The organism is Yersinia sp. 22-579, from assembly GCF_030433455.1.
Classification (GTDB): Bacteria; Pseudomonadota; Gammaproteobacteria; order Enterobacterales; family Enterobacteriaceae; genus Yersinia; species Yersinia enterocolitica.
Window position 1 is genome coordinate 140,477 of the sequence record NZ_JAUJTZ010000001.1, and the last position, 18,191, is coordinate 158,667.

The following is an 18,191-nucleotide window of genomic DNA, read 5'->3' on the forward strand; positions in this document are numbered from 1 at the left end:
GGCGGCGAAAAGGCCCGACGCGAGTGTACACTAATGTTGGGTTGTTAAAAACTTGACAGCCAATCCTAAGCAAGACAATATGCCCAACACGGGGGAGTGCTTGCGTTACAACGGCAATACAAACCTGCTGGAAAGGCCGCTTACCGGACCAGCGCAGAAAAACCGTCTTTATGGCGGTTTTTTTGTGCCTATTCTTGCCCTAATACAATAAAAAGCCCGCAATAAAAACGCCAGCACGAGGCTGGCGTTGGTGTTTCTTATACATACTTAATTGTGAAATTAAGATGCGCTAGCGTCAGCCTGAGCTGATTGAATTGCGGTCAACGCCACGGTATAGACGATATCGTCTACCAATGCACCACGAGACAAGTCGTTAACTGGCTTGCGCATGCCTTGCAGCATCGGCCCGATGGAGATCAGGTCGGCAGAACGTTGTACCGCTTTATAGGTGGTGTTACCGGTGTTCAGATCAGGGAAGATGAACACTGTCGCTTTACCGGCAACTGGCGAGTTAGGCGCTTTGGATTTAGCCACATCTGCCATGATTGCCGCGTCATACTGCAACGGACCATCGATGATCAGATCTGGGCGTTTTTCCTGTGCCAGACGAGTTGCTTCACGCACTTTTTCTACGTCGCTACCTGCACCAGAGTTACCGGTGGAGTAAGAGATCATCGCTACACGCGGTTCGATACCGAATGCCGCCGCAGAATCAGCTGATTGGATAGCAATTTCTGACAGTTGCTCAGCAGTTGGATCTGGGTTAATCGCGCAGTCACCGTAAACCAGAACCTGGTCAGGCAGCAGCATGAAGAATACAGAAGATACCAGTGAACTGCCCGGTGCGGTTTTGATCAACTGCAACGGTGGGCGGATAGTGTTTGCGGTGGTATGAACAGCACCAGACACCAGACCATCAACTTCGCCTTTCTCCAGCATCAGCGTGCCGAGAACCACGTTATCTTCCAGTTGCTCACGAGCAACCACTTCGGTCATGCCCTTGCTCTTACGCAGTTCAACCAGACGTGGAACATACTGCTCACGCACTGCAACTGGATCGATGATTTCAACGCCTTTACCCAGCTCAACACCTTGAGCCGCAGCAACACGTTGGATCTCTTCAGGATTACCCAACAGCACACAAGTTGCGATACCGCGTTCAGCACAGATAGCCGCAGCTTTAACTGTACGTGGCTCATCACCTTCTGGCAGCACGATGCGTTTGCCGGCTTTACGCGCCAATTCAGTCAGCTCATAGCGGAATGCTGGAGGAGACAGACGACGTGAACGTTCGGATGTGGCGCTCAGAGAATCAATCCACTCACTGCTGATATGGCTGGCAACGTAGTTTTGCAGTTTCTCAACACGTTCATGGTCATCTGCTGGCACTTCCAGATTGAAGCTTTGCAGGCTCAGAGAAGTCTGCCAAGTATTGGTATCAACCATAAATACTGGCAGGCCAGTTTGGAAGGCACGATCACACAGCTTTTTGATTGGCTCATCAATCGCATAACCGCCAGTCAGCAAAATAGCACCGATTTCAACGCCATTCATGGCTGCCAAACAAGCAGAAACCAACACGTCTGGGCGGTCTGCTGAGGTCACCAGCAGAGAGCCTGGGCGGAAGTGTTCCAGCATGTGTGGAATACTGCGCGCACAGAATGTCACTGATTTAACGCGGCGGGTTCTGATATCGCCTTCGTTAATAATGCGCGCATTCAGGTGCTTACACATATCAATCGCACGGGTCGCAATCAGCTCGAAGCTCCATGGCACGCAACCCAGAACCGGCAGCGGGCTGTTGGCAAACAGCTGTTTTGGATCGATGCTCGCGACACTGGCCTTGGTGGAATCATCAAAGATTTCAGACAGGTCAGGGCGGGTACGGCCTTGTTCATCAACCGGCGCATTCAGTTTGTTAATGATAACGCCAGTGATATTTTTGTTTTTGCTGCCACCGAAGCTGGAACGAGCCAGTTCGATACGCTCTTTCAATTGGTCTGGTGAATCATTACCCAGCGCAATAACAAACACGATTTCCGCGTTCAGCGTTTTGGCAATTTCGTAGTTCAGCGCATTAGCAAACTGATGTTTGCGCGTTGGCACTAAACCTTCAACCAGAACCACTTCGGCGTCTTTGGTGTTTTCGTGGTAACGGGCAACAATTTCTTCCATCAACACATCTTGCTGGTTGGAACTCAGCAAGTTTTCCACATGATTCATATTCAGCGGCTCAGCAGCAGTGATGCTGGAGTTCGCGCGAATGATAGTGGTGGTTTGGTCAGGTGCATCGTTACCAGCACGTGGCTGCGCGATTGGCTTGAATACGCTCAGGCGTACACCTTTTTGTTCCATGGAACGGATGACACCCAAGCTGACGCTGGTTAAACCAACGCTGGTGCCGGTAGGGATCAACATTATTGTACGGGACACGGCTAAACCTCTTCGGTTATGCCCTTCGTCCTTGAAGCCGCAGGGTTGTTGGCTACACTCATGCACCCGAATCACTGACCTGAGTCAGCTCATCGGGATTTATTCGCTTGCCGCCTACCTGCAACTCCAATGACTTTGGGTATATGTCAAAAATTCTTATGCGGTCAGACGAGCGGCGTCTTGTGCGATGACCAGCTCTTCGTTGGTCGGAATAACCAGAGCCAGACGGCTGCCATCTTTAGTGATGGTGCCAGATTTACCAAAGCGGGCTGCCAGGTTGCGTTCATGGTCAATTTCAAAGCCTAACAGGCCCAGTTTGTCCAAGGTCAGTTCACGCACCATTGCTGCGTTCTCACCGATACCGCCGGTGAATACCACTGCATCCAGACGACCATCCATCAGTGCAGTGTAAGCGCCGATATATTTCGCCAGACGGTGGCAGAACACATCCATTGCGCGACGTGCATCGGCTTTGGTTTCGTAGTTGTCTTCAACATAACGGCAGTCGCTGGTGACTTCAGTCAGGCCCAACAGGCCAGATTCTTTGGTCAACAGTTTGCTGATCTGTTCCATGGTCATGCCCATCGCATCATACAGATGGAAAATGATAGCTGGATCAATATCACCACTACGGGTGCCCATGACCAGACCTTCCAGTGGCGTCAGGCCCATAGAAGTATCAACACATTTGCCGTTCCGCACCGCAGTAACTGAGCCGCCGTTGCCCAAATGGCAAGTAATAACGTTCAGTTCTTCCAGTGGTTTGTTCAGAGTTTTTGCTGCTTCCTGGCTCACGTAGAAGTGGCTGGTACCGTGTGCGCCATAGCGACGGATACCGTTTTCTTTGTATAAGCTGTACGGCAGGGCGTAGAGATAAGACTCTTCCGGCATGGTCTGGTGGAAGGCAGTGTCAAAGACTGCAACATTTTTATCAGCCAGATTCGGGAAGGATTTCAATGCTTCAGCGATACCAATTAGGTGAGCTGGGTTATGCAGAGGTGCAAACGGGATGGAATCTTTGATACCCTGAATAACTTCTTCGGTAACGATAGCTGATGCAGTGAATTTCTCGCCGCCATGAACAATACGGTGACCGATAGCTGTCAGTTGAGCGGAAAGCTCTGGTTTTTGTGCCAGAATAGTATTAACAATGAAATTCAGTGCTTCGCTGTGTGCTGCACCAGCACCCAATGCTGCTTCCTGTTTGCTGCCGTCCAGTTTCCATTTGATACGGGCTTCCGGCAGATGGAAGCATTCGGCTAAACCAGAGAGGTGTTCTTCACCATTGGTCGCGTCGATGATAGCAAATTTTAGGGAAGAGCTACCGCAGTTAAGAACCAGTACTAGCTTACTCGACATGGAAGTACCTATTTATAGTCGTGTTCGACATGTGTTTTTTGCATGATCGATACAGATAATGTATCGAGGTACAAAAACAGCGAAAACACGTGGTTAATAAAACGTCAATCTATCCAAAAGCGTAGCGCATATTGGCGTCGACATTAATGATTAACATCATGCGATAGCGAAAAATGCATGATGAAGGAAAAATCGCCGATTTAGTATTAAGAACAAACGTTAACGCCTGGTGGTAAAAGCCCGCGCGATTTAACAAAATTGATTTAAATGCTGCAAAAAGTTGACATATTTAGCGTCATCTTCTAGCGGCCAAAAGGCCGGACTAGGATACCGATAGCGCCGCCTAAAAACAAAATATATTTAACAGACTAATTTTTAGTTAGTGGATTACAAAAAAAATTTTAATCTTTGTTTGTGAAGTTGAGGTGAGCCATGACAACAAAACCCTCTGATTCCGTAAGTTGGTTTCAGGTACTCCAGCGCGGCCAGCATTATATGAAGACCTGGCCTGCTGATAAACGCCTGGCGCCGGTGTTTCCCGAGAATCGTGTGGCGACCGCGACCCGCTTTGGTATCCGCTTTATGCCGCCGTTGGCCATCTTTACATTAACCTGGCAAATAGCTCTTGGCGGGCAATTAGGGCCAGCCATTGCCACTGCATTGTTTGCCTGCGGTTTACCGCTACAAGGGTTATGGTGGTTAGGTAAACGTGCTATTACACCGTTACCACCGACATTATTGCAGTGGTTCCATGAGGTGCGGAATAAACTGGCTGAAGCTGGGCAAGCCGTCGCACCTATTGAGCAAACGCCGACCTACCAATCTTTGGCTGATGTGCTTAAACGCGCCTTCAAGCAGTTGGATAAAACATTTCTTGATGATTTGTAAGTGTAGCCTTTGATTGGGCAATGTCGGGAATCCATACCGGGCTTTATCTGCAACTGGGGCTTTTTATGTATCTGATAAACAGCAGCGTAAAATCCCCTGTCAAATCAAAGTATGGCCCAACTCTGTATGCGATGATTTCCTCATTATTTATGTCTTAGGAGTTTAGTGATGGATATGACAAACGCCCAACGACTGATTCTGTCGAATCAGTACAAAATGATGACCATGCTGGATCCGGAAAACGCTGAGCGCTATCGCCGCCAGCAAACAATTGTCGAACGTGGCTTTGGTTTGCAGATGCGTGAACTGGACCGTGATTTTGGTGAAATGAGCGAAGATACTTGCCGTACTATCATTAATATCATGGAGATGCATCACGCACTGCAAGTCTCTTGGGATAACCTGAAAGACAAACAAGATTTAGATGAGCGCCGTATTGCGTTCCTTGGTTTTGATGCTGCTACTGAATCGCGTTACCTGAGTTATGTGCGCTTTATGGTGAATACCGAAGGCCGCTATACCCATTTTGACTCAGGAACACACGGTTTCAATTCCCAAACCCCAATGTGGGACAAATACCAACGTATGCTGGCTATCTGGCAATCATGCCCGCGCCAGTATCACTTGAGTGCTGTTGAGATTTCGCAAATTATCAATGCCTGATAGTGCGTAATGATTAAGACCTGGGTTGACTAACGAGGATGTGCTTGTGGAGTGTAAAGGTTTTCTTTTTGATTTGGATGGGACTCTGGTTGATTCATTACCTGCTGTGGAGCGAGCCTGGATTGGCTGGGCGCAAAGTCGTGGCATTGATCCATCGGAAGTTCTGGATTTTATCCACGGGAAACAAGCAATTACCTCTCTTCGCCATTTTATGCCGGGTGCGAGTGATGCAGAACTTCAAGCAGAATTTTTGGCTTTAGAGCAGATTGAAGCCAATGACACTGATGGTGTAACTGCGCTGCCGGGAGCGGTATCATTGCTAGAGCGGCTGAACAGCTTGTCTATTCCATGGGCGATTGTGACCTCAGGTTCGGTACCCGTTGCTTCTGCGCGCCGTGCGGCGGGCCATTTACCCGAGCCAAAAGTGTTCGTTACTGCTGAACAGGTGAAACATGGCAAACCTATGCCTGATGCTTACCTGCTGGGTGCTGAACGTTTAGGTCTGGCTCCGGCGGATTGCATCGTGGTGGAAGATGCACCCGCGGGAATATTGTCAGGGCTGGCGGCGGGTTGCCAGGTGATCGCCGTGAATGCACCTGCCGATACACCAAAACTGGATCAAGTGGATTTAGTTCTCAGCTCACTTGAACATATTGCTGTTGAAAAGACAGTAAATGGAGCGGCAGTTCGCTTTATCGGCTAATCACTTTGGTGAGTATGTTTATTGAGAGCGCCTGATGGCGCTTTCAGACTGCTGACAAAGTCAAATGAAGGGGAATCGTGCCGTTGGGGTCGTAGTCGCGTAAGCGACCGGAGTGCCCCGAGGTGCGGTAAACCCGTCACTCACTAAGTTATCAACAGCTTTGTCGTTAACCTCTGAGCGCCTGATGGCGCTTTCAGACTGCTGACAAACCTCAACAACTCGATTTTGCAGGGTGAGGACAGGTAGAAGAGTAAAGCGTCCGCGCCAGGGATGGCGCGGGTCGAGCCCCCAGGGAAGGGTTTACGGCGTCTTTACGATCTGCCTGTTTTCACCGCTACGGGCACTTTGTCATTAACCTCTGAGCGCCTGATGGCGCTCTTTTGCTTTTAGCGCGACGGGGGATGTGATGGCTCTGAGGGGAGCGGCGCTAAGCTGTCTTCCAGGCTGTGAAGATTTTGTGGTTTTACCCGAATAATCCCCCCTCGCGGGCTATCAATGTCGGCGATGAGCATAAAAGAGAATGAGATAACCAGCGGCAATATCAACGTCATCACCTTACCTTTTTTACCCTGCTTTGAGCCATACCCTACCAGAGTACAACTGCAAATCGCGATAATCAGCATCAGTAACCAGGCTGCATGCGGCATTCTGTTCCACCACGCCGCTTGGGTGTAACCCGCTGAGTTCAAAACATCATTCATACCGGATACGACCAATGCCATAACAGGGTCTGGGCGCTGACTCACCGGCCCGAGTAACTCGGCCCACAACGCATTTTCCAGTTGATTAGTTCGGTCATTAATCTCGGCCAGATGGTTTTCATTGCGCGTGGTATAAAAAAGTATCCGCTGATCAAGATAGTGTATTAATAATGCCTTAGTCGTGACACTGGATGCGGCTGGCAAATAATCGACGCGCAGATATTCAGTCCCAATCGCGTTAGCTTCCGCCTCTTCGTAATTTTTACGTAAATCATAGCGACTGATCGCCATCGAAAAACTAAAACCGATAATCAGGCCCAGCAAGGTAAGTGTCGCCCCTTGAATGACGGTAAAATTCTCGCGAATATTATCATCCAGATCCCGCCCTCGTCGGAAAAAGGCCTGACCGACATAAGCTGAACTATACAACAGGGCACATGACAGCAGAAAAAGTACAATCGGGTAGTCTGTGATATCGATCATTCACCGCTCCAGCCAAATAACCCCAATGATGGATTGCCACTTAGTATTATCAGTATAGTCAGGCGGTTAAATCCTATTGAATATCAGAATGTTTCCGGCGGATTTTTTTTACTGGCGAATACTGCATCACAAATTGGTTAATTATTTTTCAGAAAAAAATACAATTAATGCCGTAGTGGGATGGTAAGCGCATAAATTTACAGTCATTATTGATCTCAAACAGCGGTGGTGTCTTAATTTGATGATTTACTACCATATACCCTTCATACTTCAAATTGCATATGCGTTGGCTGCCTTCCTGCAATTCGAATTATTTTGGGTATAGCTGGATATTCCTTTTCACTTTTTGCCAACGAGGCCATTTTGAACAGCGAACTATTGTGGGTGTTGACGCTACTTCTGATAGCTATTGTGCTGTTTACCACCAATAAACTGCGGATGGATGTCGTGGCATTATTGGTCATTATTGCCTTTGTCATGAGCGGCACGCTGTCATTAGGGGAGGCGACCAGCGGCTTCAGTGACCCTAATGTCATCTTGATTGCGGCATTGTTTGTCATTGGTGAAGGGTTAGTGAGAACCGGCGTCGCCTATCAGGTGGGGGATTGGCTGGTAAAAGTTGCCGGCCACAGCGAAACCAAAATGTTGGCGTTACTGATGGTGACTGTGGCGGGGTTGGGAGCCTTTATGAGCTCAACCGGCGTGGTGGCGATTTTTATCCCGGTAGTACTAAGTGTCGCCAGTCGGATGAAGATTTCACCCGGGCGATTAATGATGCCGCTAAGTTTTGCCGGGCTTATCAGTGGCATGATGACACTGGTCGCGACGCCGCCCAATATGGTGGTGAACAGTGAGTTGCTGCGCGAAGGTATTAAAGGTTTTGGTTTCTTCGGCGTGACGCCGATTGGCCTTATCATCTTGTTGATGGGGGTTGGCTACATGTTGGTTGCCCGCCACTGGTTGGGGGGAAAGCCGGAAAGTTCAGAAAAAGAGCAGCAATGGAAGCGCCGTACCTTCCGTGATCTTATTCGCGATTATAAACTTACCGGCCGCGCCCGCCGCCTGGCGATTCGCCACGATTCCCCTTTGATTGGTCGTTCTCTTGATGAACTGCATCTGCGCGCCCGCTATGGCGCGAACGTGGTCGGGATTGAACGCTGGAAACGTTTTCGGCGGGTCATGGTCAGTGCAACCGGTTCGTCTGAGCTGCACGAAAATGATGTTTTGCTGATTGATATGTCTGATTGCGATGTGGATTTACGCGAATTTTGTACTGAGCAGATGCTAGAGCCGATGGTGTTGCGTGGCGAGTATTTCTCTGAACAGGCGCGTAACGTCGGGATGGCCGAAGTTTCTCTTATTCCAGACTCTTCCCTGCTGGGAAAAAGTTTACGTGAGGTCACCTTCCGTACCCGCTATGGCCTGAATGTTGTGGGTATTCGCCGCAATGGTAAGACGCTGGAAGGTAAACTGGTCGATGATAAATTACAGTTTGGCGATATCTTATTGGTGATCGGTGACTGGAAATTGATTCGTCAATTGCAGCAGAAAACCCGTGATTTTATTGTGCTGAATTTACCGGCTGAAGTTGATGAAGTAGCACCTGCTATCTCACAAGCGCCCCATGCTTTGTTCTGTCTGGCGCTGATGGTGGCGATGATGCTAACTGACGAAGTGCCGAATGTGATAGCGGCGTTAGTGGCATGTCTGTTGATGGGGCAATTTCGCTGTATTGATATGGAAAGTGCTTATCGCTCAATTCATTGGCCGAGTTTGATTCTAATTATCGGGATGATGCCCTTTGCACAAGCGCTACAAAAAACTGGCGGGGTAGATTTGATAGTTCGTGGTTTGATGGATGTCGCGGGTGGCATGGGGCCAAGAGTGATGTTGCTGTGCTTATTTGTGCTATGCGCCACCATCGGGCTATTTATCTCCAATACAGCGACAGCGGTGTTGATGGCACCGATCGCCATAGCGGCCGCTCGTGAGATGTCGCTTTCCCCGTATCCATTCGCGATGATTATCGGTATTGCCGCATCAGCGGCCTTTATGACTCCGGTTTCGTCCCCGGTTAATACCCTGGTTTTAGGCCCCGGTGGCTATAAATTCGGTGATTTTATTCGAATAGGGGTGCCGTTTACCCTGCTGGTGATGATAGTGAGTGTGATGGTCGTGCCGATACTTTTTCCTTTTTAATTGGGATGCTACAGGGTAAGAGTTGTGTTTAGTTCGGTTGATATGAGATCGGTGCTCACCTTGCCCCTTGGTGCCTCAACCGCCAAAGGGGTCACAAGCGCGTGCCCCTAAAACGGGCGTCCTGCCCGTTTTCCTTGCCTATACTCTTCGCTCGGCAGCTCAAATGTGCTTTTGAAAATCAACTTCAACTTTAATCCAGTGAGTCGAGGCTGATTTCGTCTAATGACAGGCTGAAGCTGGGGACGAAAACTTCCATAAAATAGTCCATTTCCGGGCTTTGACGCATGGCGAGGGTCTTCTCCAGCCGCGCTTTGGCTTGGATGAACTCATTGTTACCGGCGGATAATTCTTCTAAACATTTGAGATAAGCACACAAGGCATCAGCTTGTTTAACCAGTGCTTTTTCCTCTTCGCTGTAATAATGCTCATCCAGCAAACAACGAAAATCATGTTGTAACTCGACGGGCAGCATTTCAATCAGCTTCTGCTGTGCGACTTTTTCTATCTTTTTATATTCATGAGCAATTTGTGGATTGTAATACTTGATAGGGGTAGGCAAGTCACCGGTTATCACTTCGCTGGCATCATGGTACATCGCCAGCAGAGCAATACGATCGGCATTAAGATTGCCATTAAATTTCCGATTTTTGATGATAGCCAATGCATGAGCGACAAATGCCACCTGCAAACTGTGCTCAGAAACATTCTCAGTGCGGACATTACGCATCAGCGGCCAGCGGTTGATGAGTTTCAAGCGGGATAGGTGAGCAAAGAAGTGACTCATAGTTTTCTCTCTTTGTGACTTTTAAAGGTAGAACCGGGGATAGCATATCAGATTGGGTTTTGGTTGATGTTGGATTTGATCGGAACCTATTTCGGTTGTTATTCGGTCTTGTGATTAGGTTCGGTTGTTAGAGCTTCATCGCTCATCTAACCTCCAATGCCTCAACCGCCAAAGGGTGCGGGCGCGCACCCTTGTGGAATCCCGCGCTTCGCACGTATCGCTTGCCCACTGCGTGGGTTCCCTCACTCATCATTACGCAGACGGACCGGGCCGATTATAGCCTCTTCGAGGCAACCCTTCGGGCCAACGCAAGCGTTGTTCAAAACTGCTACGCAGTGTTGTCGCATCCATGCTCAAGCAGCCCTCGCTCGGCATCCATGCCTCGCGTCCTACCTTCATTCTTCACTCGGCGGCTCACATGTGCTTTTAATATCAAGGTCAAAACCGTGGTTTTTGGCTTTTGATGTTGAGCGCAATCAGGAATATTACCGACAAAGACGATGGCCCGAGTGAGCCGCCATGGACGGCGGCGAAAAGCGCGCTGGAGCAGGACGCGACTCGCGCTGGCTCGATAAGGCCAACGGCTGCCGGAGGGGACTGCGAATAGCAGTAATATTTCGCGCAAGCCGCAGGTGCAGGAGGGCCGGCTTGCCCTCCTGCTCGGTTGAGTCTACGGTGGTCAGGTCATAACTGAAGGATTATCAACCGAAAAAATGATTCGATCTGCCCTAACAACGGAATCGATTACATGATTAAATCTCAACCGAACTAATCACGAAATCAACAAATTACTGATGGTATGTTTCCAAAAATCGCCCCAGTTTCCCAATGGCCATCTCCAACTCATCTACGCGTGGCAAGGTCACGATCCGCACATGATCCGGATATGGCCAGTTAAAGGCACTGCCCTGTACCAGCAAGACTTTTTCCTGCAACAGAAGATCTAATACCAACTTCTGATCGTCTTTCAGGTTAAAACGCTTCTGATCAATACGCGGGAACATATAGAGCGCACCCTGAGGTTTCACACAGGAAACACCAGGTATCTGGTTAATCAGCTCCCAGGCGCGGTCGCGTTGTTCGTACAAACGCCCGCCAGGTTGGATAAATTCGCTGATGCTTTGATAGCCACCTAATGCAGTCTGAATCGCATGCTGCATTGGCACGTTAGCGCACAAGCGCATGGATGCCAGCATTTCCAAACCTTCAATATAACCTTTCGCGTGTTTCTTCGGCCCATTCAGCACCATCCAGCCCTGACGGAAACCGGCTACACGGTAAGTCTTGGACAAACCATTGAAGGTCACCGTCAGTAGGTCAGGTGCCAGTGCAGCAATCGAATGATGCTGAGCTTCGTCATATAAAATCTTATCGTAGATCTCATCGGCGAAAATAATCAGATCATTCTGGCGAGCGATTTCGACAATCTCTAGCAACAACTCTTTGCTGTAGACCGCGCCAGTCGGGTTGTTCGGGTTGATAATCACTATCCCGCGGGTGCGTGGGGTGATTTTACTGCGGATATCGTCCAAATCAGGGAACCAGCCTGATTCTTCATCACACATATAGTGCACAGCTTTACCGCTCGAAAGCGATACTGCCGCTGTCCATAACGGATAGTCCGGGGCCGGTACCAGCATTTCATCGCCAAGGTTTAGCAATGCTTGCATGGACTGCACGATCAGCTCGGAAACGCCATTCCCAATGTAGATATCCTCTACCGTCAGGTCGCGCATATCGCGTGCCTGATAGTGCTGCATAATGGCTTTGCGCGCCGAAAAAAGGCCTTTGGAGTCGCAATAGCCCTGTGCAGTCGGCAAATTACGGATCACATCCACCAGAATCTCATCCGGTGCATCGAAACCAAACGGGGCAGGGTTGCCGATGTTGAGTTTCAGAACCTTGTTACCTTCTTCTTCAAGACGCTTAGCTTCTTTTAGCACTGGGCCACGAATGTCGTAACAGACGTTGTCCAGTTTGCTGGATTTCTCAATGGGGGACATAAAAAATTGAGCCTTTTGCTGGTAAAAGCGTGTCCTCAGCGTGGAACACTGCAAGGTGTTCAATGTACTCCGACGCCGTTGATTTTTGAAGCTCTATACTCGTTATACTTCAAACTGCATGTGCGTTGGCTGCTCTCGTTACTCGGCCCGTCCATGGGCCTCGCCTCTACGAGGCCGCTGCAAGCAGCGTTCAAATCTGCTCCCGACAGATTTGTCACCCGAATCATTGACTGACGTCAACTCATCGGGATTAATGAGCCTCGTCCCTGAGGCTCACCCTGCGGGCAGCATAAATGCTGTTCAAATCGGTTCCCGACCGATTTGTCATTCACTTGCCGCCTTCCTGCAGCTCGAATTATTTAGAGTATATGTACATTCTTTAGTGCAAATGACTGTTGGGCGTAAAGTATAGGTGTTTTTACCGATGTTTTTGCTCTCAAACCTATCGGGCGCTGTGTGATTGATGAGTTTGTCTGAAGTTTTCTTCTGCCAGATTTCATCGTACGTGCGCATTAGCAAAAAATAGGTTTTGATAAAAATTAAGACCCATTTTCTGCGCGATAGAAACCAGAAAGGAAGTGAGAGTATCGGTGTCCAATTACGTTGCGTTTCAAGCTGAAAATCTGGATTCAACAGTTTATATCATCATACATATATAGAAGGGCAAAAAGAGGCAAATTTGTAAATAGGAAAACTATTAAGAGTAGCTAATGTTAATCTTAAAAATGCTTATCGATTATCAATTCTTACCACTTGAAATTGCTCAATTAGATAAAAAAAGCCGCAAGAGAAATATTGATGATTTTTAATATTTATCGATGAGTTGGTCTCGTTAATTTAATTAAAATTGGAGATGAGCTGCTTTATAAAGGGTACAAAAAATCAGGGTTTCTAAAGGAAAAAATCTTCATTTATCGAAGATTTAGCACTTTTTTATGACCGCACTCACAAACAGAGACAGAATTCAGCCAATAGTTTTTTTTAAAAAGAGATAGCGGTAACGAAATATAAGTAAATTTTTTGCCCTACTCGAATGAGTGGGGTACTGTCATACTTAGCGTTGTCCCTTATTGATGGCGCTAATACATAAACACCAGGGTAGTTTGTAATTAGAATTCAAAAAAGTGAAGAATACACTATGACAAATGCAAATCGTCCGATAATTAATCTCGACCTCGATCTGCTTAGAACCTTTGTAGCTGTTGCTGACTTGAATACGTTTGCCTCTGCTGCGGCAGCGGTTTGTCGAACTCAGTCAGCAGTTAGCCAACAAATGCAACGGTTAGAACAGTTAGTAGGTAAGGAGTTATTTGCCCGTCACGGGCGTAACAAATTGCTCACTGAACATGGTCTCCAGTTACTTGGCTATGCCAGAAAAATTTTGCGTTTCAACGATGAAGCTTGTACGTCACTGATGTATAGCAATGTAGAAGGTTCACTCATTATCGGCGCATCTGATGATACTGCCGATACACTGTTGCCTTTCTTGCTAAACCGAGTGGCGACGCTATATCCTCGGCTGGCCATTGATGTGCGGGTAAAACGTAGCCCACTCATTGCTGACATGCTGAGTCATGGCGAAGCGGATCTGGCGATTACCACCGCCAAGGTCGACAACCATCCTCATGTGATTTTAAGAACATCACCGACTCTGTGGTATTGCTCCGCCGATTACCAATTCCAACCCGGCGAATCAGTACCTTTAGTTGTTATGGATGAGCCAAGTCCATTCCGTGATATGGCAATAGAGCATCTGACCAGAGCCGGTATCGCGTGGCGTATTGCCTATGTCGCCTCTTCACTTTCTGCCATTCGTGCGGCAGTGAGGGCAGGGCTGGGTATTACTGCCAGACCGATTGAGATGATGAGTCCTGATTTACGGGTATTGGGTGAAACAGAAGGGCTACCTCGTCTGCCTGAAACTCATTATTCATTATGTAAAGACAGCCGGTGTAGCAATGAATTGGCCTTGGCTATTTTCGATGCTATGCAGACAGGTCATCAACACGGTTTGCAGTCCGGTACGGATTTAATGCTAGATTCTGATTATTTAGTCGACGATCAAAATTAAGCAGTAATTCGAGCAGGTCAAGCTAAGCCCCTTATTTTAGGGGCTTTTTTATTTTCATTTTTTGTTAAAAGTCTTTTTTATCCCGTTCAGGTTAATTTTATGAGTAAAACGTCGTTTTATTTTACTTATAGCGGGTGTTCGAGAGTCGATAGCGAACAATAAACCTTAGTTATATAATGGTTAATAATGACTTTCTCATATGTCATTTATTTTTTTATTAAAACACCGTTTCATTATTTGTAAATAATTAAGAGCAACTTTTCGTGCCGAATATTTATGAAATAACACTCAAAACGTGTTCTGGATCAAAAAAATACCCCTAGCTAGTGAGTGGAAGAACCGGTTATTCCTGAGACAATGGTATAGTTAGTCCGAACTATTCATGTTGGTTTATATGTGTATGTTCTGACTTAACAAATTACTGACTCGATTTAGCTTGCAGGTTCGCATCAAATGTTAAGTAAGATCGTGCGTTTGTAAATTAATCTGTAGTTACTTTTGTCAAAGTTGACAAAAGGTTACTGAAAGGAGTAAAAAGCCCACAGTAAAACACTGGCTAAACAGTTGTTAAGACAGTGTGTATTGTGTGGTTTTTATCCTTCCCTTTGAATCGATGTGGTGCACTAACTGCCAACACAAGAGCAGGATGTCCGACGCCACTTTTGATGAGTAAGCAATGAGTATGTCAACAACCACTGAAGTTATCGCTCATCATTGGGCGTTCGCTGTATTCCTGATCGGCGCAATCGGGCTGTGCGGTTTGATGCTGCTAGGTGCGTTCTTCCTGGGTGGGAGAGCTCGGGCCCGTGCCAAAAACGTCCCTTATGAGTCTGGTATTGATTCAGTAGGCTCCGCGCGCATGCGCCTGTCTGCGAAATTCTACCTGGTCGCCATGTTCTTCGTTATTTTCGATGTTGAAGCCTTATATCTGTATGCATGGTCAATCTCCATCCGTGAGAGTGGCTGGATAGGTTTCATCGAAGCAACCATTTTCATTTTGGTGCTCTTGGCTGGTTTGGTTTATCTGGTGCGTATTGGCGCTCTGGATTGGACTCCTGTGCGTTCTAATCGTCGTGTGAGCAAACCGAGCATAGTTAAATACGCCAGCAATCATCCGCAAGCTATACCCAAAGATCGTGGTGTTGAAAGTACGGCTACCAGCAAATAAATCCCGATGAACTTATCTATAGTTAAAACAGGTAAGTTATTGGGAGGAAAGCGCACAGCTAACAACCCTGCGGCTTTAAGTACAAAGGGTATAGTGGTCAATAAATACAGCGAGGCATTAACATGGACTATACGCTCACCCGCATAGACCCTAACGGTGAGAACGACCGTTACCCCCTGCAAACTCAGGAAACCGTCAGCGGCGATCCTCTCGAGCAACATGTCCACCGTAGTGTTTACATGGGTAAACTTGAGAACGCCATGCATGACATGGTGAACTGGGGGCGTAAGAACTCTCTTTGGCCGTATAACTTCGGTCTTTCCTGCTGTTATGTGGAGATGGTGACCTCGTTCACCGCCGTGCATGACGTGGCACGTTTCGGTGCAGAAGTATTGCGTGCCTCTCCGCGCCAGGCTGACTTTATGGTCGTGGCCGGTACCTGCTTTACCAAGATGGCCCCAGTTATTCAGCGTTTGTATGAACAAATGTTGGAACCAAAATGGGTTATTTCCATGGGTGCCTGTGCTAACTCCGGCGGCATGTACGATATCTATTCTGTCGTACAAGGCGTGGATAAATTTTTGCCGGTAGATGTGTATATCCCGGGCTGTCCACCGCGTCCGGAAGCCTATATGCAAGCATTGTTGCTGCTACAGGAATCTATCGGTAAAGAGCGCCGTCCTCTCTCTTGGGTTGTGGGTGATCAAGGTGTTTACCGCGCCAATATGCAGCCAGAAAGAGAACGTAAGCATGCTGAACGAATTGCAGTAACTAACCTGCGTACACCTGACGAAATCTAATGTGCCTTTAGGCATAAGATTTTGGTGCGTAAGTGATTTGTTTTTGGAGAGAACCGTTTTTCTTCCAGAACATGTGTGCGGCAAATGACCACAAAATGACACATTCAGTGTGGTGAAAAAACAGTGTGGTGAATAAATAATGACCGATTTAACGACGTCCGACAGCACCCAGCCAGCATGGCAGACCCGGGACCATCTTGATGATCCGGTGATTGGTGAACTGTCGAACCGTTTTGGGCCAGAGGCCTTTGTTGTTCAAGCAACTCGTACCGGTATGCCCGTGGTATGGGTGAAGCGTGAACAATTACTGGAAGTAATGTCGTTTCTGAGAAAACAACCGAAGCCGTATGTCATGCTGTTTGACCTACATGGTGTAGATGAACGCCTTCGTACCCACCGCCAGGGCTTGCCTGACGCGGATTTTTCTGTTTTCTATCATCTGCTTTCCATTGAGCGTAACCGCGACATCATGCTGAAAGTGGCACTGTCTGAAAAAGACTTGCACGTGTCCACAGCGACCAAGATTTTCCCTAATGCCAACTGGTATGAGCGCGAAACTTGGGAAATGTTCGGTATTACCTTCGATGGTCACCCTCATCTGACGCGCATCATGATGCCGCAGACTTGGGAAGGACACCCGCTGCGTAAAGATTACCCAGCCCGTGCAACAGAGTTCGATCCCTTTGTGCTGACCAAGCAGAAAGAAGATCTGGAAATGGAATCACTGACTTTCAAACCAGAAGATTGGGGTATGAAGCGCGGGACCGAAAATGAGGACTTTATGTTCCTTAACCTCGGCCCGAACCACCCCTCTTCACATGGTGCGTTCCGTATCGTGTTGCAGCTTGATGGTGAAGAGATTGTCGACTGCGTGCCAGATGTGGGTTACCACCACCGTGGTGCGGAGAAGATGGGCGAGCGCCAGTCCTGGCACAGCTACATTCCTTATACCGACCGTATTGAGTACCTGGGTGGCTGCGTTAACGAGATGCCTTACGTGCTGGCAGTTGAAAAACTGGCTGGCATAGAAGTGCCGGATCGCGTTAAAACCATCCGCGTGATGTTGTCTGAATTGTTCCGCATCAACAGCCACTTGCTGTATATCAGTACTTTCATCCAGGACGTCGGTGCAATGACTCCGGTGTTCTTCGCCTTTACCGACCGGCAGAAAGTGTACGATTTGGTAGAAGCGATTACTGGTTTCCGTATGCACCCAGCCTGGTTCCGTATTGGTGGTGTGGCACACGACCTACCGCGTGGCTGGGAACGTCTGCTGCGTGACTTCCTTGACTGGATGCCAAAACGCCTGGATTCCTACGTCAAAGCGGCATTGCAGAACAGTATCCTGAAAGGGCGTTCTATCGGTGTTGCTGCCTACAATTCCAAAGAAGCATTGGAATGGGGTGTGACCGGTGCTGGCTTACGTGCTACTGGCGTTGAGTTTGACGTGCGTAAATGGCGTCCGTATTCCGGCTATGAAAACTTCGATTTCGAAGTTCCCGTCGGCAATAACGGTGACTGTTATGACCGCGTGATGTTGAAAGTGGAAGAGTTGCGTCAAAGCCTGCGCATTCTGGAGCAATGTTATAAAAACATGCCAGAAGGCCCATTCAAGGCAGACCACCCACTGACCACTCCGCCGCCGAAAGAACGCACGCTGCAACATATCGAAACGCTGATCACTCACTTCCTGCAAGTTTCATGGGGCCCAGTGATGCCAGCTAACGAATCATTCCAGATGGTTGAAGCGACCAAAGGGATCAACAGTTACTATCTGACCAGTGACGCCAGCACCATGAGCTATCGCACCCGGATACGTACGCCAAGCTATGCCCATTTACAGCAGATCCCATCGGTTATCCGTGGCAGCCTGGTATCTGACTTGATCGTCTATCTGGGCAGTATCGATTTTGTAATGTCTGATGTGGACCGCTAA

At 48.1% G+C, this 18,191-nt stretch carries 14 protein-coding genes; 8 read left to right on the plus strand and 6 right to left on the minus strand.

The window, feature by feature from the left end; all coding sequences use genetic code 11:
* Positions 1-279 precede the first annotated feature (279 nt).
* Positions 280-2,418 (minus strand): phosphate acetyltransferase, encoded by a 2,139-nt coding sequence (gene pta, locus QSV56_RS00810; protein WP_019082007.1) that lies wholly within the window; start codon positions 2,416-2,418, stop codon positions 280-282.
* A 171-nt stretch (positions 2,419-2,589) separates the two neighbouring features.
* Complete coding sequence (gene ackA, locus QSV56_RS00815) at positions 2,590-3,792, minus strand: acetate kinase (RefSeq protein ID WP_005171756.1); 1,203 nt, start codon at positions 3,790-3,792, stop codon at positions 2,590-2,592.
* Between the two features lie 432 nt (positions 3,793-4,224).
* On the opposite strand from ackA, the gene yfbV reads away from it, so the two are divergent.
* From yfbV to QSV56_RS00830, 3 genes are all read left to right on the plus strand, one after another.
* Positions 4,225-4,680: a terminus macrodomain insulation protein YfbV gene (gene yfbV / locus QSV56_RS00820; protein WP_046694795.1), complete on the plus strand. Its 456-nt coding sequence runs from the start codon at positions 4,225-4,227 to the stop codon at positions 4,678-4,680.
* 168 nt (positions 4,681-4,848) lie between these two features.
* Complete coding sequence (locus tag QSV56_RS00825; RefSeq protein ID WP_005159196.1) at positions 4,849-5,343, plus strand: YfbU family protein; 495 nt, start codon at positions 4,849-4,851, stop codon at positions 5,341-5,343.
* Positions 5,344-5,389: 46 nt separating this feature from the next.
* The gene (locus QSV56_RS00830; protein WP_050328474.1) at positions 5,390-6,046 is read left to right on the plus strand and encodes a sugar phosphatase; all 657 of its coding nucleotides are present in this window, start codon (positions 5,390-5,392) and stop codon (positions 6,044-6,046) included.
* A gap of 386 nt (positions 6,047-6,432) precedes the next feature.
* Here the strand turns inward: QSV56_RS00830 and QSV56_RS00835 are convergent, their stop codons facing one another.
* Positions 6,433-7,230 (minus strand): hypothetical protein, encoded by a 798-nt coding sequence (locus tag QSV56_RS00835; RefSeq protein ID WP_046050572.1) that lies wholly within the window; start codon positions 7,228-7,230, stop codon positions 6,433-6,435.
* 363 nt (positions 7,231-7,593) lie between these two features.
* On the opposite strand from QSV56_RS00835, the gene QSV56_RS00840 reads away from it, so the two are divergent.
* On the plus strand, positions 7,594-9,429 hold the full coding sequence (locus QSV56_RS00840; RefSeq protein WP_019082012.1) for an SLC13 family permease: 1,836 nt from the start codon (positions 7,594-7,596) through the stop codon (positions 9,427-9,429).
* 190 nt (positions 9,430-9,619) lie between these two features.
* On the opposite strand, the gene yfbR is transcribed toward QSV56_RS00840, so the two are convergent.
* From yfbR to QSV56_RS00855, 3 genes are all read right to left on the minus strand, one after another.
* Complete coding sequence (gene yfbR, locus QSV56_RS00845) at positions 9,620-10,213, minus strand: 5'-deoxynucleotidase (RefSeq protein ID WP_004391643.1); 594 nt, start codon at positions 10,211-10,213, stop codon at positions 9,620-9,622.
* A gap of 328 nt (positions 10,214-10,541) precedes the next feature.
* Positions 10,542-10,838, minus strand: a complete 297-nt coding sequence (locus tag QSV56_RS00850) for a hypothetical protein (RefSeq protein ID WP_046050573.1) — start codon at positions 10,836-10,838, stop codon at positions 10,542-10,544.
* A 163-nt stretch (positions 10,839-11,001) separates the two neighbouring features.
* Positions 11,002-12,216: a pyridoxal phosphate-dependent aminotransferase gene (locus QSV56_RS00855; RefSeq protein ID WP_050129907.1), complete on the minus strand. Its 1,215-nt coding sequence runs from the start codon at positions 12,214-12,216 to the stop codon at positions 11,002-11,004.
* 1,138 nt (positions 12,217-13,354) lie between these two features.
* Here QSV56_RS00855 and rovM point away from each other — a divergent pair.
* The 4 genes from rovM to nuoC all read left to right on the plus strand — a co-directional run bounded on the left by rovM (position 13,355) and on the right by nuoC (position 18,191).
* Positions 13,355-14,287 carry a virulence transcriptional regulator RovM gene (rovM, locus tag QSV56_RS00860; protein ID WP_019082016.1) on the plus strand — a complete coding sequence of 311 codons (933 nt, stop codon included), beginning with the start codon at positions 13,355-13,357 and terminating at the stop codon, positions 14,285-14,287.
* Positions 14,288-14,963: 676 nt separating this feature from the next.
* The gene (nuoA, locus tag QSV56_RS00865) at positions 14,964-15,455 is read left to right on the plus strand and encodes an NADH-quinone oxidoreductase subunit NuoA (RefSeq protein ID WP_005159212.1); all 492 of its coding nucleotides are present in this window, start codon (positions 14,964-14,966) and stop codon (positions 15,453-15,455) included.
* Positions 15,456-15,577: 122 nt separating this feature from the next.
* Positions 15,578-16,255: an NADH-quinone oxidoreductase subunit B family protein gene (locus tag QSV56_RS00870; RefSeq protein WP_002210278.1), complete on the plus strand. Its 678-nt coding sequence runs from the start codon at positions 15,578-15,580 to the stop codon at positions 16,253-16,255.
* A 139-nt stretch (positions 16,256-16,394) separates the two neighbouring features.
* On the plus strand, positions 16,395-18,191 hold the full coding sequence (nuoC, locus tag QSV56_RS00875) for an NADH-quinone oxidoreductase subunit C/D (RefSeq protein ID WP_019082017.1): 1,797 nt from the start codon (positions 16,395-16,397) through the stop codon (positions 18,189-18,191).